General features: G+C 71.1%; 13 protein-coding genes. 11 read left to right on the top strand and 2 right to left on the bottom strand.

Going from position 1 to position 19,756, the window contains the following annotated elements; genetic code table 11:
* Nucleotides 1-45: 45 nt before the first annotated feature.
* Nucleotides 46-816 (bottom strand): hypothetical protein, encoded by a 771-nt coding sequence (locus tag ACIPC1_RS26620; protein ID WP_402521096.1) that lies wholly within the window; start codon nt 814-816, stop codon nt 46-48.
* Complete coding sequence (locus ACIPC1_RS26615; protein ID WP_402521094.1) at nt 797-6,349, bottom strand: condensation domain-containing protein; 5,553 nt, start codon at nt 6,347-6,349, stop codon at nt 797-799. The genes ACIPC1_RS26620 and ACIPC1_RS26615 overlap by 20 nt, the downstream gene beginning before the upstream one ends.
* 342 nt (nt 6,350-6,691) lie before the next feature.
* Here ACIPC1_RS26615 and ACIPC1_RS26610 point away from each other — a divergent pair, with 342 nt between their 5' ends.
* The 11 genes from ACIPC1_RS26610 to ACIPC1_RS26560 all read left to right on the top strand — a co-directional run bounded on the left by ACIPC1_RS26610 (nt 6,692) and on the right by ACIPC1_RS26560 (nt 19,741).
* The gene (locus tag ACIPC1_RS26610) at nt 6,692-6,970 is read left to right on the top strand and encodes a hypothetical protein (protein WP_402521092.1); all 279 of its coding nucleotides are present in this window, start codon (nt 6,692-6,694) and stop codon (nt 6,968-6,970) included.
* 77 nt (nt 6,971-7,047) lie between these two features.
* Nucleotides 7,048-8,283 carry an ATP-grasp domain-containing protein gene (locus ACIPC1_RS26605; protein WP_402521090.1) on the top strand — a complete coding sequence of 412 codons (1,236 nt, stop codon included), beginning with the start codon at nt 7,048-7,050 and terminating at the stop codon, nt 8,281-8,283.
* Nucleotides 8,280-9,530: an MFS transporter gene (locus tag ACIPC1_RS26600; protein WP_402521088.1), complete on the top strand. Its 1,251-nt coding sequence runs from the start codon at nt 8,280-8,282 to the stop codon at nt 9,528-9,530. The genes ACIPC1_RS26605 and ACIPC1_RS26600 overlap by 4 nt, the downstream gene beginning before the upstream one ends.
* Nucleotides 9,531-9,579: 49 nt before the next feature.
* On the top strand, nt 9,580-12,717 hold the full coding sequence (locus ACIPC1_RS26595) for an amino acid adenylation domain-containing protein (RefSeq protein WP_402521086.1): 3,138 nt from the start codon (nt 9,580-9,582) through the stop codon (nt 12,715-12,717).
* A 99-nt stretch (nt 12,718-12,816) separates the two neighbouring features.
* A complete protein-coding gene (locus tag ACIPC1_RS26590; RefSeq protein WP_402521084.1) occupies nt 12,817-14,319 on the top strand; it encodes a phytoene desaturase family protein in 1,503 nt (500 codons plus the stop codon).
* 140 nt (nt 14,320-14,459) lie between these two features.
* Nucleotides 14,460-14,663, top strand: a complete 204-nt coding sequence (locus tag ACIPC1_RS26585) for a transposase (protein ID WP_402521082.1) — start codon at nt 14,460-14,462, stop codon at nt 14,661-14,663.
* A gap of 85 nt (nt 14,664-14,748) precedes the next feature.
* Complete coding sequence (locus ACIPC1_RS26580; protein WP_402521080.1) at nt 14,749-16,128, top strand: IS1380 family transposase; 1,380 nt, start codon at nt 14,749-14,751, stop codon at nt 16,126-16,128.
* A 511-nt stretch (nt 16,129-16,639) separates the two neighbouring features.
* Complete coding sequence (locus ACIPC1_RS26575) at nt 16,640-17,383, top strand: VOC family protein (RefSeq protein ID WP_402521078.1); 744 nt, start codon at nt 16,640-16,642, stop codon at nt 17,381-17,383.
* A gap of 116 nt (nt 17,384-17,499) precedes the next feature.
* On the top strand, nt 17,500-18,123 hold the full coding sequence (locus ACIPC1_RS26570) for a TMEM175 family protein (RefSeq protein WP_402521076.1): 624 nt from the start codon (nt 17,500-17,502) through the stop codon (nt 18,121-18,123).
* A gap of 91 nt (nt 18,124-18,214) precedes the next feature.
* A complete protein-coding gene (locus ACIPC1_RS26565) occupies nt 18,215-19,018 on the top strand; it encodes an SAM-dependent methyltransferase (RefSeq protein ID WP_402521073.1) in 804 nt (267 codons plus the stop codon).
* 87 nt (nt 19,019-19,105) lie between these two features.
* A complete protein-coding gene (locus ACIPC1_RS26560) occupies nt 19,106-19,741 on the top strand; it encodes a class I SAM-dependent methyltransferase (protein ID WP_402521071.1) in 636 nt (211 codons plus the stop codon).
* Nucleotides 19,742-19,756: the final 15 nt, after the last annotated feature.

The following is a 19,756-nucleotide window of genomic DNA, read 5'->3' as shown; positions in this document are numbered from 1 at the left end:
GTCGATCGGGGCCGCGGTCAGGGGCGAGGACGGCTGCCCGGTGGGTCAGGACGACGGCGTATAGACGAACGGCTGCGTCCCGACCACGGTCCGGAATCCACGCTTGGCGAGGATCGGCTCCGAGGTGGGCAGGGCGTCGGTGAAGACGAGGTCGAGTCCCCGGGCGGAGACCTCCGCCAGCCGGGAGCCCACGACCGCGGTGAACATGCCGCGCAGCCGGTGCGTCGTCTTCGTCCGGCCGCCGGCCAGTTCGGCGTAGGCGGCGCCCTCGGGGTAGTGCACCCGCCCGCCGGCCACGGGCTCCGAGCCCACGTAGGCCACGTGGACACTCATCACGTCCGGCGTCTCCTGCAGGCAGGCCCACAGCCGGCGCCGCTCCGAGTCGGCGTTCTTGCGGCCGATCTCCCGGGCGATCTCGGCGTAGTCGGCGAGGCCCTCCTCGTCGACCACACGGCGCACGTCGAAGGCGCTGGTGTCGAAGACCGCCATCGTCTCCGCCTCCAGCGGCAGGGCCAGCACCTGCTCCCGGTCGTCGGCGACGAAGCCGGCGGCCTCCAGGCGCGCGGCCAGGTCGGAGGGCGCGTCGTGGGTGTAGAGCTTCCACTCCAGCTCGTAGCCGCCCTTGTCCGCCAGGGCCTTCTCGGCCTCGATCACGGCGTCGGCTTCGTCCGCCGAGAGCCGGGAGAACCGGATCTGGCAGGACGAGCGGTCCTCCGAGAACTCGCGCACCACGCCGCCGTGTTCGGCCCGCTCACCCGTGGCGGCACGCCCGTGGTCCAGGGCGGCCAGGAAGTTCTTACTGGGGAGACCGGTCATGGGGGAATTCCTCCTGGGTCAAGATGTCGCTGATGGGTCGTGCGGTGGTCATGCCGTCGAGCACCGCCTGCAGGCGCCGCAGGATCAGCTGCGCCAGGTCCGGCGAGAAGACCTCCGTGTTGTAGCTCATCGCCAGGACCAGGCCGTCGGCGTAGCGCTGGAAGACGAACTGCAGGTCGGCCTGCTTGGCGCGCCGGTTGATGTCCTTCGGAACGAAGGCGACGGTCGCCCCGACCGGTGCCGCGTCCCAGCCGGACTCCATATGATCCAGGTTGACCACGACGTCGAAGAGCGGGCTGCGCTCGGGGCCCCGCTGCCAGCCCAGGTCGCGCATGATCTCGCCGTACGGGTACTCGTCGTGCTCGAACGCCCGCAGGATCGTCTGCTGGGCCCGGGCGAGCAGCGCCGGCACCTCGTCGTCCGCGGCCACCTTGAGGCGCAGCGGGACGGTGCCGATGAAGGTGCCGATCTGATCCTCGAACTCCTGACGGTCCCGGCCGAGGGAGTACGTCCCGATCAGGGAGTCGGTGACCCCTGTGGTGGCGAGGAGCAGCCCGACCGCGCACCAGCCGACGGTGAACTCGGTGACCGAGTGCTGCCGGGCGAGCGCCCCGAACCGCTCGGCGAGGTCGGTCGGGAGGGTCAGGTACAGCCGGTCGCCGGCGAGCGCGCTGACCTCGGGCCGCGGCAGATCGGCCGGAAGCGGTACCGGCACTGCCAGCCCGCTCAGCTCCCGACTCCAGAACTCCCGGTGCTCGCTGCGGACTTCGGGGGTCAGCCGGTCGTTGCGCCAGGCCGCGGCGTCCTTGTACTGGATCGGGAGTTCCGGCAGGTCGGCGGCGCGTCCGGCCACCAGTGCCTCGTACAGCTCGTGCCAATCGCGGAAGAGCACCCGCGCGGACGAACCGTCGGCGAACACGTGGTGGATCGACGTGAGCAGCAGGTGGGTGTCGGTGTCGAGGCGGATCAGGTCGGCCCGAACCAGCGGCTCCCGCGCCGTCTCGAACGGCTCGTCCTTGCGGGCGGCCACGAACTCGTGGACCTGCTCCCCGGAGCTGCCGGTCATGTCGTGGAAGCGGTAGTTGAGGGGGAGGGCACCCGGCGCGTGCACCGTCTGCACCGTCCGACCGTCGACGAGGTCGCAGGTCGTCCGCATGCTCTCGTGCCGCTCGACCAGCAGCTCGAAGCCGCGCCGCAGCAGCGACGGGTCGAGCGGGCCGCGCAGTTCCTGCAGGTCGTTGCGGTGGAAGGCACCGGGGTAGGCGCTCCCGCGGTCGATCTCCATCAGCAGGTCCTGCGTGCAGGCGCCCTCGTACTCCCCCGGGCCGCCCAGGCTCGGGATCGGTGCGACCACCTGCCGCTGGGCCTCGGTCAGGGCCTCGGCGAGGCCGGCGATCGTGGGGCTGACGAAGAACGTTTTCAGGTCGAGCGTGACGCCCAGTCGGCTCTGGACCCGTGCCAGCAGCTTGATGGCGCGCAGCGAGTTGCCGCCGACATCGAAGAACCGGTCCTCCTCCGTGACGTCGGAGACGCCCAGCACCTCACACCAGATCCCCGCAAGGTCCTGGGTGACGGCATCGGAGGGCCCCTGTGCTCCGGCCGGAGCGAGGGCGGGGGCGGGGGCGGCTGCAGTGGCCGGCTCGGCCGTCGTGCCGTCGGCCGGGCTCGCGGCGAGGCGCATCGGGGCCGAGGGGTCGTCGAGCGCCCGGTCGAGCAGGCGGCTGATGTCCGCCCAGAGCCGGTCGATCATCTCCGCAGTGAACCGGCCGCTGTCGAAGCGGATGGCCGAGCGGACCGTGCCCTCCTCCTCCGCCATCATGATGTTGATCGGAACGTCCCTGGTGTCCAGGTTCACCTCGACCGGCCGGACGGTGAGGCCGGGGCCCGCGAGAGCGCTGTGCGGCGCCTCGCCGTCCTCGCCGAACTGCTGGAACGCCACGATGACGTCGAACAGGCCCGAGGCCTGGAGCAGGCCGCGCTGCTGCAGCTCCTCCACCAGTTCCTCGTACGGGTAGTCGCTGTTGCGCAGGGCGTCGACGAACGTGGTGCGGACCGTCTCCGACAGCTGCTCGAAGCTGCCGTCGGCGTCGACCCTCAGTCGGAGCGGCAGGGACCGGATCAGCATCGCCACCAGCTGCTCCAGCGACTCGCTGTTGCGCCCCGCGATCAGGGTGCCGATGACCAGGTCGCCGTCCCGGCTGTACCCGTGGAGCGCGGCGGCGACGGCGCTCAGCATCGAGGTGAACACCGTCACCCCGTCGGCGTGGCAGAACGACTTGAGCCGCTGCCACAGCGGCACGGGGAGCTCGTAGTGCCGGTAGGCGCCGCAGTAGGAGGGGAGGCCCTCCGAGGCGACGGGGGCGGCCGGCAGGTCGAGGGCCGCCACCGGGGTGCCGAACCGGTCGAGCCAGTAGGCGGCGGCATCGTCGTGGCGGCCGCCGGCCTGCTGTGCCAGCTTGCGGTAGTGCTCGCCGTAGCCGATGCCGATCTCCGGCAGGTCCAGGGCCGCGCCGCGGTCGAAGTGGGCGTAGTAGGCGCCCAGGTCCCGGACCAGCAGCCCCAGCGACCACCCGTCGACGACCACGTGGTGGGTGCAGAGCGTCAGCAGGTGGCGGTCGGCGCCGATGGACGCCAACTGGGCCCGCAGCAGGGGGCCCTTCGCGAGGTCGAACGGACGGGAGGCGAAGGCCTTGGCCAGCGCGACGCTGTCCACGGCGCCGTGCGCGTCCCCGTCCAGCGGCGCTTCCAGCAGCTCCAGCGGCACGATGAATCCGGCCGCCGGGGTGATCCGCTGGGTCAACTCCTCGTCCGTGTAGGAGAAGACGGCCCGCAGCGCGTCGTGCCGTGCGGCCAGGGCGTCCAGGGCGCGCCGCAGCGCCTCGGTGTTGACGGTCCCGGTCAGCTCGAAGCTGCGGATCAGGTTGAAGGCCACCGAGCCGCTCGCGAACTCGGCCGCGAGCCATACGTTCAGCTGCTCCGCGGAGGTCGGCGCGGCGTCGAGGTCCGGCGGCGCGCCCTGCACGGCGGGCGTCGTGGTGGCGAAAGTGGTGACGTCCGCCAACTTCTCCAGGTAGGCGGCGAGTTCGGCCGGCGTCTCGTAGTCGAAGATCGCGTAGGAGTCGAGCTCCACGCCGTACACCGTCTGGAGCCGGTTGAGCACCTGGGTGGCGCCGATCGAGTCGCCGCCGAGGTTGAAGAAGGACTCGTCGGGAGCGATGGTCTCGATGCCCAGCACGCCCTGCCAGGCCGCTAGGACCGACCCGAGCACATCGGCGGGCTGAACGGCCTGGGCCGGGTCGGCGGCGACCGTCGCGCCGGTGACCGCTTCGCCGACCTGCGGGGCGGGCGCCACCGTGTTGGCGGGGTCCAGCCAGCAGCGGGTGCGGTCGAACTCATAGGAGGGCAGCTCGATCCTGCGGCCGTCGCCGGCGGTCTCCGCCCACCTCCAGCGGGCCCCTGCCAGATACATGTCACACAGAAAGGCCTCGAAGGCATCGGGGCGTTCGGCGAGCGCCACGAAAGAGTGTGCGGCGCCACCGCGGCCCGCGACCGCCGAGGAGACCGTCGACATGGGGCCGGCCTCGACGAACAGCACCCGCTGGTCGCCCAGCGCGGCGAGCAGACGGTTGACGCGGGCGTCCAGGTCACCGGCGTCGGCGTCCTCGGCGTTCACCGCCTGCCGTACCGCTTCGGTGAGTTCGACCCGGCCGAGGCTCGCGTCGATCACCAGCTTGCCGACGCCCTCCCCGACGACGTGGCGCGACTCGACGCCCATCCGCCCCAGCAGGCCGTACATCGCGTACTGGAAGGCGAACCCGCCCGCCTTCGGGTCTCCGGCGTGCGCACCGGCGGCCTGCTCGGCCTGGACGTACAGCCGGTCGAACTCGGGGTGCGCGCGACGCAGGGAGGCGGTCAGCGAGGCCGACGCCGTGCACCGTCCGGAGACCAGGATGACGGTGACCGCTGCGCTGCTCTCCGGGCCGGTCGTCGCGGGGTCGACGAGCGCGGCGGTGAGCCCGGCCGTATCGGCCGCGGTGACGCAGGCCCGGTACGGGAAGTGCTGCCGACCCGTGACCAGGGTGCGCTGGACGTCCTCGATGCGCAGGTCCGGGTGCTCGACGAGCCAGGACCGCAGGGCCTCGACATTGGCGGCGAGCGCCGTGGCGGTCTTCGCCGAAACGGGGATCCAGTTGCCGGTGTTCGAGGAGGGGCCCGGCTCCTCGCGGGCGGGCGCCTCCTCCAGGACGGCGTGCACGTTGGTCCCCATGACGCCGAACGCGCTGACGCCGGCCCGGCGGACGCCGGCGGCCGGCTCCCACGGCGTCAGTTCCATGGTCACGGTGACCGCCGAGTTCGCGAAGTCGATCAGCGGGCTCGGCGTCTGCGCGTGGAGGCTGGGGAAAAGCTGCCGGTTCCGCAGTGCGAGCACCGCCTTGACCAGGCCGGCCAGGCCCGACGCACTCCAGGTGTGCCCGATGTTGCTCTTCACCGAGGAGAGCGCGCAGAACTGCTTGCGGTCCGTCACGCGGCTGAACGCCAGGTCGATGGCCTCGATCTCGATCGGATCGCCGAGCCGCGTGGCGGTCCCGTGCGCCTCGATGTAGGAGATCGTGGTGGGGTCGACGGCGGCCTTCGCCCACGCCTGCTCGATCACCTCGGCCTGCGCCGAGCTGTCCGGCGCGGTGAGGCTGCCGGAGCGGCCCGCCACGTTGTTGGCCGCGGTGCCCTTGATGACGGCATGGACGACATCCCCGTCGCGCAGCGCCCGGTCCAGCGGCTTGAGTAGGACGCTGACGACGGCCTCGCCGGAGCCGGTGCCGTCCGCATCCGCCGAGAACGCCCGGGTCTTGCCGTCCGCGGACCGGATGCCGAGGTCCAGCTCGTCCTCGTCGTCCTTCGGGTCGCCGAAGAGGTTCAGGTTGACGCCGCAGACCAGGGCCAGCTCGGCGTCGCCGAGCAGCAGGTCGTTCACGCCGTGGTGGACGGCAAGCAGGGCCGACGAACAGGACGAGTCGACCATGGCGGCCGGCCCGCGGAGCCCGAAGAACCGTGCGATCCGGCCCGCGGTGGCCGCGGCGTGGGTGCCCATCACCATGGTCGGCTCGACCTGGCGGGCGAGCTGCTGGTAGACCAGCCGGGTGTCGCCGACGTAGACCGAGGTCCGGGTGCCGTCGAGCGAGGTCGGATCGTATCCGGCGTTCTCCAGCGCCTGGTACGCGCTCTGCAGGAGCAGCCGGTGTTCCGGCGCCATGTTCCGCGCCTCGCCCGGGGAGAACCCGAAGACCGCGTCGTCGAACGAGTCGATGTCCTCGATGTAGCCGTTGAGCTGGTACCGCGCGTCGATCGACAGTGACGTACGGCTACGGCGCTCGCCGGACAGCTCCCGGACGCTGTCGCGGCCGTCCTGGAGATTCGCCAGGAACTGCGACAGATCGTCGGCCTCCGGCATCCGGACGGCCATCCCGATGACCGCTACATCGCGTGCCATGACCGGGATCTCCTCGGCAATCGCGACGCCCCCGTCCGCAGACATAGTCCACCCCTTCTAGATCGCATTCACAATACGGCCGGCTGGGGATCGTCCCGCCCCCCGGCCAGACAGGGTGAAAACCCCGATTTCGAAATCGATCGACCCGGTACATCGGGCCTGCGCCACTCCCGCACGAGCAAATTGGCTTCGTTCCAATCGGGGTGAGGCTCGATGCACACGCTCCCAAGTCATGCCCATGCCGCACTGGAAAAAGACTAAAACACACGATCGCAGGTCGTCAGGGCCGACGCAGGGATTTCGTGACCGAAGCAAGGCGCGAAATGGGCGTTTGATGACGTTCCGCACTGACCGTTTCGCCCTGTTCTGCTACGTAAGCACCCGCATGTGCAGCTCAAAATCTTCAAGATCTATTTACTTGCGAGACGCTCGGCCACCCCTCGAAGCGGGGGCGGCAAAAGCCACCTTCGGGGCATATCGAAGGAATTTGTCCCGGCGTTTTTATCCTTTGACGTGATCACCAGCAGGCTGATAGAAGATTCCCTGAATGGAATGCCTGTCCGGGATGAAGCGGCGACGGCCGGCATCGAAAGCGAAGACCTGCCGCAGTACCGGGGGCGCACATTCCCCAGCAAAATTCTGTGTTCGCCGTGCCGCCCTGATTGAGCCGGCGAACAAACCGATCCCCCTTGCCCTCGGCGGCGCGGGCGGCCGGTCAACGACCTATGGATAGGCGTGCACAAATGTCGACCACCGTTTCTCCCCAAGTTCTGATGATCGGCTGGAACACCCCGGCGTTCCTGGCGCTCAAGGAGCACCATGCCGATGTGGTGTCCGTGATCGCTCCCCGGCACGTGCGCAGGGCCAAGTCCCACGCCCCCGACGCGACCCACGTGGTCGTGCCGGACGACGGCGATGTGGAGCAGATCCTGGCCAGCCTGGCCAGGGCCGAGATCGCAATCGACGAGTTCGACTTCGTGTGCACGATCGGCGAGTGGCCGATCGTCGCCGCGGCGCTGCTCGCCGAGCACGGAAAGGCGGTCGGCATGACGCTCTCCGCCGCGATCGCCCTGCGTGACAAGTTCGTTCAGAAGCGCCTCGTCCGCGAGGCGGGACTTCCCGTGGCCGGTGCGCAGATACCGGACCTCCTGTCCGACCTGGACGGCGAGCAGCTGACCTATCCGATCGTCATCAAGCCGCTCACCGGCGCCGGTTCGCAGGACACCCACGTCGTCTCCGACGCCGCCGAGCTGGCCTCCCTCGTCGAGACCTACCAGCAGCCTCCCCGCGGCCCCTGGCTGGTGGAGGAGTTCGTGGAGGGGGAGGAACTTCACCTCGACGGGGTCGTGCGGGCCGGAGTCGTCCGGGCGCTCTCGGTCTCGCGCTACTTCCAGAACGTGATCGACATCAAGTCCGGCGGACTGGTCGGATCGGTCCTGCTCGACCCGAACGAGAACCCGGACCTCTACTCGAAGGCCCAGTCCCTGCTGACCGGGGTCCTCGACGCCCTCGGCCACGAGGACGGGATCTTCCACGCCGAGGCCTTCGAGAAGGACGGCGAGCTCACGTTCAGCGAGGTCGGTGGCCGCCTGGGCGGCGGCGTCGTCCAGGACATCGTGCTGCGCCGCTTCGGCGTCGACCTGTCCGACGAGTGGGCCCGCGCGGCGCTGGGCCTGCCCCCGGGGGAGCCGGCCGAGCCCGGCAAGGAGCAGTGCGGCTGGGTCCACCTCCAGGCACCGGCCGGCGTGGCGGAGCACGTGCCCGACGAGTCGGAGCTCCTGGCGCAGCCCGGCTGCGTGGAGGCCGCCATCAGCATCGGCCCCGGTTCGCAGATCCCGTCGTTCAGCGCGGCGTCGAACATGAAGGCCGGCGCCGTGATCATCGTCGGCGACAGCGAGGAGCAGGTCCGCGAGCGAACCCTCGCCGCGGCCGCGTGGTTCTCGCAGGCCGTGACCGTGCGAGCCCCGGAAACGGTGTGACGCAGACAGCCACGTCGGCCCGGGCCGCGATCCGCCGCGCACTGACGTCCGTGCTGCCGGAACCCGGCCCGGGGCGCAACCTCTACTGGACCACGCTGATCAACTCCGCGGGCAACGGCCTGTTCCTGACCACGAGTTCGCTCTACTTCGTGCGCTGCGTCGGCCTGACGCCGGCCGAGGTCGGGCTCTGGCTCACGGTCTCGGGCCTGATCGGCATGCTGGCCGGCGTCCCCGTGGGCCGCTTCGCCGACCGCCACGGACCGCGCGAGACCTACGTCGTGTCGCTGGTCGCGGAGGCACTCGCGACCGGCGCCCTGCTGCTCACCCGCTCGCTGGTCTCGTTCGTGGCCGTCACCACCGTCGCCTTCCTGGCGGCCTCGGCGAGCAGTTCCTCGCGCGGGCCGCTGGTCCGCGCCGCCGGAGGCGAGCGGGCGGCCCAGCTGCGCTCCCGCCTGCGCACCGCGATGAACCTGGGCATCACCCTGGTCGGCCCGGTGGCGGCGGTCGCCATCAACGTGGACAGCCCGCTCGCCTACCAGTCGATGATCGCCTGCGACGCCCTGTCGTTCGCCGTGTGCGCGCTGATGACGCTCAGGACGCCGCGCGTGCCGGGCACCAAGGCCACCAGCACCGCGAGCAGGCGGTGGCGGGTCTTCACCGACCGCCCGTACCTGACGCTGATCGGGATCAACGCGGTGATCATGCAGCAATTCCCGGTCCTCACCCTGGTCCTGCCACTGTGGATCACGCTGCACACCCAGGTGCCGCACTGGGTCGTGGGGCTGGTGGTCCCGCTCAACACCGTCCTGGTGGTGCTCCTGCAGATACGGCTGTCCCAGGGGATGGAGTCTCCGCTCTCGGCAGCCCGGGTCATGGTCAGAGCGGGGCTCGCCTTCCTGGCCTCGCTCGCGCTGATCGGCTTCCTGGGGCACATGTCGGCGGCCCCGGCCACGGTCGCCCTCATCGTCGCCATCGTCGTGTACACCCTCGGGGAGATCTGGTCGACCGCATCGGTCTACGAGCTGAGCTTCGGCCTGGCCCCCGCGGAGGCACAGGGCGAGTACCTCGGGCTGCTCTCCAACGGCACGGCGATAGGACGCCTCGCCTCCCAGGCCCTGGTCACCGCGCTGTGCCTGACCGTCGGCACGGCGGGCTGGATCGTCCTGGGGCTCCTGCTGCTGGGAGCGGGGCTGGTGGCCGTGCCGACCACCAAGTGGGCCACTCGAAAGCAGGCCGCCCTCGCGTAAGTGGGCCAGGCGAAACAGGCCGCCCCCGCGTAACTCCGAAAGGTCAGTCATGATCCTCACCAGCTACGACCCCGAACCGGGCAGCGCCGGCAACGTCTACCACGAGATCGAGGGGCACTGGGACGTGGCGCGGCTGGAGGCGGCGCTGCGCACCGTGGTGGCGCGGCATCGGGCGCTGCGCACCACGTTCGCCTCCGACGGGTGCCAGGTGGTGCACGACGACGTGCCGGTGCACGTCCGGGTCCGGGACCTGCGGCAACTGCCGCGCCGGGCACGTGACCAGGCGCGGGCCGCCTACCGGGAGCGCGCCTCGCACCGGGTCGCCCCACCGGACCGGGCGCCGTCGGTGCACGTCGAGGTGGGCGTCCTGGCCGACGATCGGATGGTGCTGCACGTCAACCATGACCGGCTGACCATGGACGCCGGCAGCATGTTCCTGTTCTTCCGGGAATGGTGGCGCGCGTACCAGGGCGACGCCCCCACGGAGGCGGAGACCGCGTTCCCCGGCGAGGTCGCGGAACCGAAGGGCCCCCGGGACGACGCCGAGGCCCAGCGCTCCCTGGCCTTCTGGCGCGAACGGCTCGATGACCTCGCGCTCGCCCCCGACCTGCCGCTGGCCCCCAATCCCCCGGTGGCCCGGCCGCGGTTCACGCAGCGTCAGGTACGGCTGACCGCCGGGCGGTGGGCCGCGTTCAAGGCGCACGCGCTCCGCCTGGGCATCACGCCGAGCGCGGCGCTGCTGACCGCCTACGGCCAGGTGCTGGCGTACTGGGGCGGCGGCGAGCGGTTCACGATCGCCACGACGGTGGAGCGCACCGCCGGGAGTCCCCTGCCGCCCCGCGGCGCGATCGGCGGCTTCTCGGACGTCCTGCCCGTCGAGGTCGCCATCGACCCGGCGGCCACGTTCGCGCAGCGCTGTGCGCCGGTGCGGCAGCGGATGCGCGCCGCCGCGGAGCACGGGCACGCCTTCGGCGCCGCGTCCCGCCAGGCGGCCGGGTCCGCAGCCGGGTCCGGCACCGCGTACCCGCAGGCGCCGTACGCGTTCACCTCCGCCATCGGGCACGAGCGCTCCGGCCTCGACGGAGCCATGCTCGAGCTGTTCGGCCGGGAGGTCTTCTCGGTCGGCCAGGCTCCGCGGACCCACCTCGACGTCTTCGCGATGGAGCAGGCGGGCGACCTGGTCGTGCGGGTCGACTCGGCGGACCGGCTGTTCCCGGCCGGGCTTCCGGTCGCCCTGGTCGCCGGCTTCCAGCAGCTGCTGGACCAGCTCTGCGACGCGGCGGGCTGGACGGAGACCACGCACGACCTGCTGCCCGAGGAGCAGCGGCGGCGGCGGGCCGAGACCAACGACACCGCGGCCCCGCTGCCCACGCGCATGCTGTGGGAGGACGCCGTCGCACAGGCCGCGGCGCGTCCCGACGCCCCGGCGGTGATCACCACAGGCGGCGTCGTGAGTTACGGCGGACTGCTCCACCGCGCGCAGGGCGCCGCCGCGTGGCTGCGGGAGCGCGGGGTCGGCCGCGGCGACCTGGTCGGGCTGGTCATGCGGCGCGGGCCGGAGCAGATCATCGGCATCCTGGCCTCGTTGCTCGCAGGGGCCGCGTATATGCCGGTCGACGCGGACCTGCCCGACGAGCGACGCGCGTACCTGCTCCGCGACGGCGGGGCGCGGTGCGTGCTCACCAACGTGTCCGCCAACGTGCCCGGCAGCGGCGCGCCCGGTACGGAGCCGGACACGCTGCTGCTCGACGCGGCGCGGCCGGTGGTGCCCGTCGAGCCGGTGGAGCCGGCCGCCGGGGCGACCACCAACGACCTCGCGTACGTGCTCTACACCTCCGGTACCACCGGACAGCCCAAGGGCGTGATGGTCAGTCACCGCAACGTCGCGAACGTGGTCGCCGACTGCACGGCCCGGTTCGGCGTCGACGCCACGGACCGCTTCTTCGGCATCAGCGCGTTCAATTTCGACCTGTCCGTGTACGACGTGTTCGGCGCGCTGTCGGCCGGCGCGGCGATCGTGCTGCCGGACGCGGACCGGGCGGCGGATCCCGCCCACTGGCTGGACCTCTGCGCGGAGCACCGCGTGACGGTGTGGAACTCGGTGCCGGCGATCATGGCGATGCTGAGCGAGGAGGCCGAGTCGGCGCCGGGCCGGATCGGCGCGCTGCGGCTGGTCATGATGAGCGGCGACCGGATCCCGCCGGAGTTCCCCGCAGCGCTCCTCCGGCTCAAGCCCGACCTCGAGGTCGTCTCGCTGGGCGGCCCGACCGAGACGACGATCTGGAACATCCTCCACCCGGTGGACGCCGAGGACGACGGCAGTCGGCCGGTGCCGTACGGGCGGCCGAACCGCAACAACACCGCCCACGTCCGCGGCCCCGAGGGCTGGGACCGACCGGACTGGGTGGCCGGAGAGATCTGGGCCGGTGGCACCGGCGTGGCCCAGGGCTACCACGGCGACCCCGCGCGCACCGCGGACCGCTTCGCGGACGGGCTGTACCGCACCGGTGACCTGGGCCGATTCCTGCCGGACGGGTCGATCGAGATTCTCGGCCGCAGCGACTTCCAGATCAAGGTCAACGGCTACCGGATCGAGGCGGGCGAGGTCGAGACGCGGCTGACGGCCCTGCCCGAGATCCAGCAGGCCGTCGTGGTGCGACAGGCCGGGACATACGGCGACCGCCTGGCGGCCCACCTGGTCCCGGCCGGTGCGAACCGCCCCGGACTGGACGAGCTGCGCGCGCGGCTGGCCGTGCACCTGCCCGGCTACATGATCCCGACCGTGGTGGTCTGGCACGACGCGCTGCCGCTCACCCGCAACGGCAAGGTCGACCGCGGCCGGCTCACCGCGATCCAGCCGGAGCCGCCGACACCAGCCGAACCGGCCGCTCCGGCGGTCCCGGCGGTCCCGGCGGAGCCGGCGGTCCCGGCGGAGCCGACGCCAGCGGACGGGCTCCCGGCGGGCGGGTCCGTGGAGGCCGAGCTGGCGGACGTGTGGTCCCGCATCCTGCGCGTGCCCCCGGTCACGCCGGAGACGGACCTGTACGACCTCGGCGCCGACTCGCTGACCGCCATCCGGCTCCTCAGCGAGGTGCGCAAGCGCTTCGGCGTGACCATCCCGCTGGCCCAGATGCACGAGGTCCGCACCGTGCGCACGATGGCGGCACGCGTGCGATCGGGCGGGTGAGCGGGTAGCCGCCGACGTTCCCGGCCGGCCGGCCGGGAACGTCGCGCTCGAACGGCTTGTATCGGATCAACCTCGGATCAACCCTGGATCGGAGATGGTGTGGGCGACAACGACATCGACGCGGTCGTGGTCGGCTCCGGCCCGAACGGGCTCGCGGCCGCCCTGGTCCTGGCCGCCGCCGGGCTGCGGGTCCAGGTCCACGAGGCGGCCGACAGCGTGGGCGGCGGCGTCCGCACGCGGGAACTGACCCTGCCGGGATACCGTCACGACGTCTGCTCGGCGGTGCACCCGATGGCCGTCGCGTCCCCGTTCTTCCGCGCCTTCGATCTGGCCTCCCAGGGTGTCCGGATGGCCTGGCCGGAGGCGTCGTACGCCCACCCGCTGGACAGCGGCCGGGCCGCGGTGGCGTGGCGTGACCTGGACCGTACCGCCGCCGGGTTGGGACCGGACGGATCCAGTTGGTCCCGCCTGCTCCGCCCGCTGGTCGATCGGACGGAACCGCTGGTGGAGGCGGCGATGTCCGACCTGCGCGGGATCCCCCCGCAGGTGACGGCCCTCGCACGCCTCGGGCTGCGCGTCACCGAACAGGCGTCGCCGTGGTGGAACGCCCGGTTCCGCGGCGATCTCGCCCCCGCCCTGCTGACGGGCGTCGCGTGCCACTCGATCGCGCCGCCGCGCACGCTCGCCTCGGCCGGCGTGGGCCTCCTCCTCGGGTCGCTCGCCCATTCCGTCGGCTGGCCGCTGCCGATCGGCGGCAGCCAGGCCATCGTCGACGCGATGGTGGGGCAGCTGACCGAGCACGGTGGCCGCATCGTCACCGGCCACCGGGTACGGTCGCTCGACGAACTGCCACCCGCGCGGGCCGTTCTCCTGGACGTCGCACCGGGTGCACTGCTGGAGATCGCGGGCCCACGACTGCCCGAACGGTACCGCCGTCAACTGCGCGGCTTCCGGCACGGCGGCGCGGCGTGCAAGGTGGACTTCGCCCTGTCCGGTCCGGTGCCGTGGTCCGCACCGGACTGCGCGAAGGCGGGCACCTTGCACCTGGTGGGTTCACGCGCCGAGGCGGTACGGGCGGAGTCCGACGTGGCGGCCGGCCGGCACGCCGAGCGTCCGTTCGTGCTGGCCGTACAACCGGGGGTGGTGGACCCGGGGCGTGCCCCTGCCGGACGGCATGTGCTCTGGACCTACGCCCACGTACCGAACGGGTCCACCAGAGACGTCAGCGAACAGATCAAGCAACAGGTGGAACGGTTCGCCCCCGGCTTCCGGGACCTGATCCTCGCCGAGCACGTGGTCACCGCGGCCGAGCAGGGCCTGCACAACCCCAACTACGTGGGCGGCGACATCTCCGGCGGCGCGACGACCGCCTGGCAACTGGTGATGCGACCGGCCGCCCGCTGGGACCCCTACCGGACACCGCTCCCGGGCGTTTATCTGTGCTCCGCCTCCACCCCACCGGGCCAGGCGGTGCACGGGATGTGCGGAGTGCACGCCGCGCGGCGTGCACTGCGCGACCGCTTCGGCGTGCGGTCGGACCCCTTGCGGCTGGTCGCCGAGGCGTACGGCGGCGGGACGAACACGGCGGCGGCCGACCGGTAGTGACCGGTCGGCTGTGCCTCGGGACCCGCGGGCTGCTGGGAGGCCCTGGCCCCATTCCTCGACCTGGTAGCAGTGAAGCTTCCCTTTGATCGTGGACACCTGGAGACTGGGACCTGAGGTTCCAGAGGGAGTAGCACCAGGTGGGAAGCAAATACACGAAGCGGGACGCGATCGCGCTCGTCGACTCCTCGGGCAAGACGGTCACCGCGGTGGCCCGGGAACTCGGCATCAGCTCGGAGTCCCTGCGCGGCTGGTACCGCAAGGCCATGGCCGACCGGGGCGGGGGCCAGAGCGGCGAGCCAGCTAGCCTCGCGCTTTCGCGAGTGGGTCTGTCCGAGACTTGATCAAATAAATGGAGAGTGCTGCTGACCTGCAACGATGGGACTTGTCGAGGGTCCTGTCAGCTGCAAGGAAAGAAGCACTCACCAGGTGAAGAAGAGTAGCGGGTCGTACCCGCGTGTCCGTGTCGAGGGCGGCGGCCGTGGAGTTGTTGCCCAGGCCGGGGCCGTGCTGCTGGTCGAGACGGTCCGCAGGTCCGCCCTGGACACCGCGATATCCGCGGCGCTGGCGCCGTGGCGCAAGCGGCGGGCCGTGCACGATCCGGGCAAGATCCTGCTGGATGTGGCCCTGGCCGTCGCACTCGGCGGCGACTGTCTGGCCGACGTCGGCATGCTGCGGGCCGAGCCGGCGGTGTTCGGCCCGGTGGCCTCCGATCCGACCGTCTCCCGCCTCGTCGACGCGCTCGCCGCGTCCGGCCCGAAAGCTCTTGCAGCGATCCGCGGCGCACGTTCCGAAGTGCGTCAGCGCGTCTGGGAGTTGGCCGGGGCAAGCAGTCCGGCCGCCGACGGCCAGGTGATCGTGGACATCGACGGCGTGCTGCTCCTCGCCCACTCCGAGAAACAAGACGCCACCGCGACCTGGAAGAAGACCTTCGGCCATCACCCGCTTGTCGCGTTCGTCGAACACGGCCCAGCCGGGTCAGGAGAGCCGGTGGCGGCCCTGCTGCGGCCCGGCAACGCGTGCTCCAACACCGCCGCCGATCACATCGAGACCGCCCAACTCGCCCTGGCCCAGATGCCCCAACGCCTGCGGCGGGGACGGCAGACGCTGATCCGCACCGACTCCGGCGGCGGCACCCACGCCTTCCTCGACTGGCTCTCCCGGTGCGGCCGGTGGCTGTCGTATTCCGTCGGAATGACCATCACCGACGCCATCCACCAGGCCGTCCTGAAGATCCCGAAGAAGGCGTGGACACCGGCCTACGACGCGGGCGGCACCGAACGGCCCGGAGCCTGGGTCGCAGAGATCACCGCCATGCCCGACCTGAGCACCTGGCCCACGGGCATGCGACTGATCGTCCGCAAGGAACGCCCGCACCCCGGTGCCCAGTTGCGCTTCACCGACCTCGACGGACTGCGGCTCACCTGCTTCGCGACCAACACCAAAGGCGGCCAGCTCGCCGACCTCGAACTGCGTCACCGCAGGCGGCCCCGCTGCGAGGACCGCATCCGAGGCGCCCGCGCCACAGGCCTGCGCAATCTGCCCCTGCACGACACGGCACAAAACCGGATCTGGCTGGAGAGCGTCTCCCCCGCACTCGACCTCCTCGCCTGGATGGAGATGCTCGCACTGAGCGGCGATGCCCGCCGCTGGGAGCCCAAGAAGCTCCGGCTTCGGCTGTTCTCCGCCCCCGCGCAGCTCGTGAACACCGGCCGCCGCCGCTGGCTCCGCCTGCCCACCAAATGGCTCTGGACCGCCGTCATCAGCCACGCGATCGTCAGGCTCCACGCCCTGCCGAACCCCGGCTGACCAGCCACATCGACCGTCCCGACGACCCGCTCCACCACACACCGGTGAAGTGGAACCCGGCGCCCATCCGACGCGAGAGCCGGACCCTCGCCCTGCCCCAACCCCGAAAAGACCGCACCACACAAACGCGGAGTCCCCGTCAGCGAACCGACGAGGACTCATGAACGATCGAGGCTAGGGCTGGCGGACGATTCTTGATGCAGCCGAAGAATTCACTGCGCCCAGCAACAAGCGCCTCCGTGCGTCACGGTAGCGCCCAGGACTGACAACGGACGCCTCTTCCCCACCCCGAACGTCCGACGCCTACAGGATCGAGTTCACCAGGCGCTCGGCATCACCGACGAGGAACCGGCTCACCCCGTCACTCACTCACAGTGAGCATCCAAGCTCATGATTCGCCAACTACGCCTCTCATGATTTGCCAACAAGGATTCTCCACGCGCTCCCGACCTGCGCGTCTCAGTCCATGATTCGCCAACTAAAGTTCTCGGTCACCCATAGGATCGTCGGCATGGCACTGCGACCGGTTCAGGTGAACATCAAGGCCGTTGACGACTCTGCGGTCGGCCGGTTCTGGGCGGAGGTACTCGGCTGGGGTGTGTCCAGCTCGGAACCCGGCGTGACCGGCGTCAAGCCCGCCGGCTTCGACCGGCTGGACCCGGCCGGCCTGTGCGTCGACGTCATCGCCGTCCCGGAACCCAAGACGGCGGTGAAGAACCGGGTGCACATCGATCTCGCCAGCACCTCCGCGGCCCATCAGGCGGAGTTGGTCGCGCGCCTCCAGGCGATCGGCGCGACGCCCGCCGACGTGGGCCAGGGCGATGATGTGCCGTGGACGGTCCTCGCCGACCCGGAGGGCAACGAGTTCTGTGTGCTGGAGCCTCGGGAGGTCTACCGGGACACCGGGCCGATCGCCACGGTGGTGGTCGACTGCGAGGATCCGCGGGCCATGGCCCGCTTCTGGGACGAGGCGATCGACTGGACCCTGCACGAGGCGACGGACGATCATGCAGTGTTCCGCTCCGCCACGGGTGTAGGCCCGTATCTCGAATTCCTCCGCACGCCCGGCGTGAAGACCGTCCCGGACCGCATCCATCTCGACCTGGTGCCGGACCCCGGTGACGACAGAGCGGCGGAGGTGGCCCGGCTGCGGGCCCTCGGCGCCACCGACCTCGACGTCGGCCAGGGCGACGTCCCGTGGACATGCCTGGCCGACCCGGAGGGCCACGAGTTCTGCGTCCTCGCCCGTTCCTGACGCGGAGCCTTGACAACGCCCCGGCACTCGGGCCCACCCAGGGGCGCCGGGACCGGCTTTCAGCAAGCCTTGGCCGATGCGTCCCAACCCGGACACAACGCCCTACTGTCATCGGCATGACGGAGCCAGTGGCACAGACGCACCCCCACGAGAACGAGCCGGGCGCGGCACGCCTGATCGGTCTGTCCGACGGGATCTATGCCATCGCGATGACACTGCTCGTCATCAACGTGGCGATCCCGGCACATCTGGAAGACACCGCGTTCCACCAGGCCCTGAGCGACGCACTTCCCAACCTCGGCGCCTTCGCCCTCAGCTTCACCCTCATCGCCGGGTTCTGGCGTGATCACCGCCGCATCCTCACCGCCCTGCCCACCGAGACGGCCCTGGTCACCCGCCTGATCCTCCTCGGCCTCGGACTGGTCGCCCTGCTGCCCTTCCCCACCGGACTCCTGGCCGCGTACGCCTCCCAGCCCGAGGCGGTCGCCCTCTACGCGGGCGCCATGGCCGCGATCCATGCCGTCCACGCAAGCCTGCTGCTGCTCACGCAACGCCAACTGCACCCCTCTCCCGCGGCATCCGACGCCGCGGCCCGCCGCCACTTCACCGCCCAACTCGGCTCCAGCGTCCTGATCTTCGGGCTCTCCGTTCCCCTGGCCTTCGTCAACACGGAAGCGGCCATGTGGTTCTGGCTCACCCTCATCCCCGCCCACTACGTCATCGGCCGCCGACGCCGGTAACTGGAGGCCTGGGCATGGCACTTGATATGGGAAGCTGTCGTCAGCCGCTCGCGGGCAGGAGGAGCGTGGCGGCCGTCGAGAGGAGCGTCGCGTGAGGCAGGACGGCTACCGTCCCGAGCAGACAAAGATAGACACCAGCAGGCCACATCCTGCGCGGATCTACGACTATCTGCTGGGCGGCAAGGACAACTACGAGGTCGACCAACGGGCGGCCGACGAACTCGTCGCTGCCGCACCCGAGGCCCGGATCGGCGTACGGGCCAACCGTGCCTTCCTACAGCGCGCGGTCCGTTTCGTCGTCAGCAGCGGTGTCCGTCAGATCCTCGACATCGGCACCGGGCTGCCCACCCCGCCGAACGTGCACGAGACGGCAGAGGAAGTGGCCCCCGACGTGCGCGTCGCGTACGTCGACAACGACCCGATAGTGAAGGTGCACGCCGACGCCCTGCTCGGCAACTCCGAAGGCACCAGCGTCGTACTCAGCGACCTGCGCGACCCGCGGGCCCTCCTGGACCACCCCGACGTCCGCCGAATCATCGACTTCGAACAGCCGGTCGCCCTGGTCCTCGTCGCCGTCCTCCACTTCCTCACCGACGCGGAGAAGCCCGGCGAGGTCGTCGCCACCCTGCGCGACGCGCTGCCGGCCGGAAGTTTCCTGGTGCTCTCGCACGCCACCGGTGACTTCGCCGACCGCGCCGCGGCCCGGGCCGTCTACAACAAGGCCACCGCCACGCTGAACCTGCGCGCACGCGCCGAGGTCGAGCGTTTCTTCGACGGCTTCGAGCTGCTCGAACCCGGCCTGGCCCAGGTCCCGTTCTGGCGCCCGGACACCGAGCCACCGGCCCGCTCGGCCGAGATCGGCTTCTACGGGGGCGTGGCCCGCAAGACCGGCTGAACCGCCCGGTCCACCCGGTCCGCCCGGTCCACGGGGTCTGTGACATCTCGCCCTCGGTCCGGCGGCACGTCAACTACCGTCGGTCTCATGTCACTTTCTGACGATGCCCTTCTGGCGGAGCAGATTGCCTACTACCGGGCCCGCGCCTTCGAGTACGACCGGGTCTACGCCGAGCGCGCGGACCTGCGGGAGCTGGTGGCCACGCTCGACGGTGTCCCCATCGCCGGGGACGTGCTGGAGCTGGCCTGCGGTACGGGTCAGTGGACCGGTGCGTTGGCCGCGCGGGCGCGCTCGGTGACCGCGGTGGACTCGGCGCCGGAGGTGCTGGGCATCGCGCGCGGGCGCGCCGGGTCACCGAACGTGGAGTTCGTCCAGGCCGATGTGTTCGCGTGGCGGCCGGAGCGCCGCTACGACACCGTCTTCTTCGCCTTCTGGCTCTCCCATGTCCCGGCGTCCCGGTTCGGGGAGTTCTGGGAGACCGTCGCCGCCGCGCTCGTCCCGCACGGCAGAGCCGTCTTCGTCGACGAGGGCGCCGAGCCCGCCCTTGAGGGCGTCACCTCCGAGGTGCGCAGCCTCGACGACGGCAGCGAGTACCGGATCGTGAAGATCTACCACGAGCCCTCGGCGCTCACCGGCGAACTCGCAGCGCTGGGCTGGTCCGCCGAGGTCCGGCCGCTGGGTGACTTCATCGTCGGGGTGGCCGAGCTCCCGACGCGGCACTGAGGGAAATTCGGTGTG

This window comes from Streptomyces sp. NPDC087263 (genome assembly GCF_044744645.1).
Taxonomy (GTDB): Bacteria; Actinomycetota; Actinomycetes; order Streptomycetales; family Streptomycetaceae; genus Streptomyces.
The sequence above is the reverse complement of the archived record's forward strand: the minus strand, read 5'-3'. Positions and strand labels throughout refer to the sequence as shown.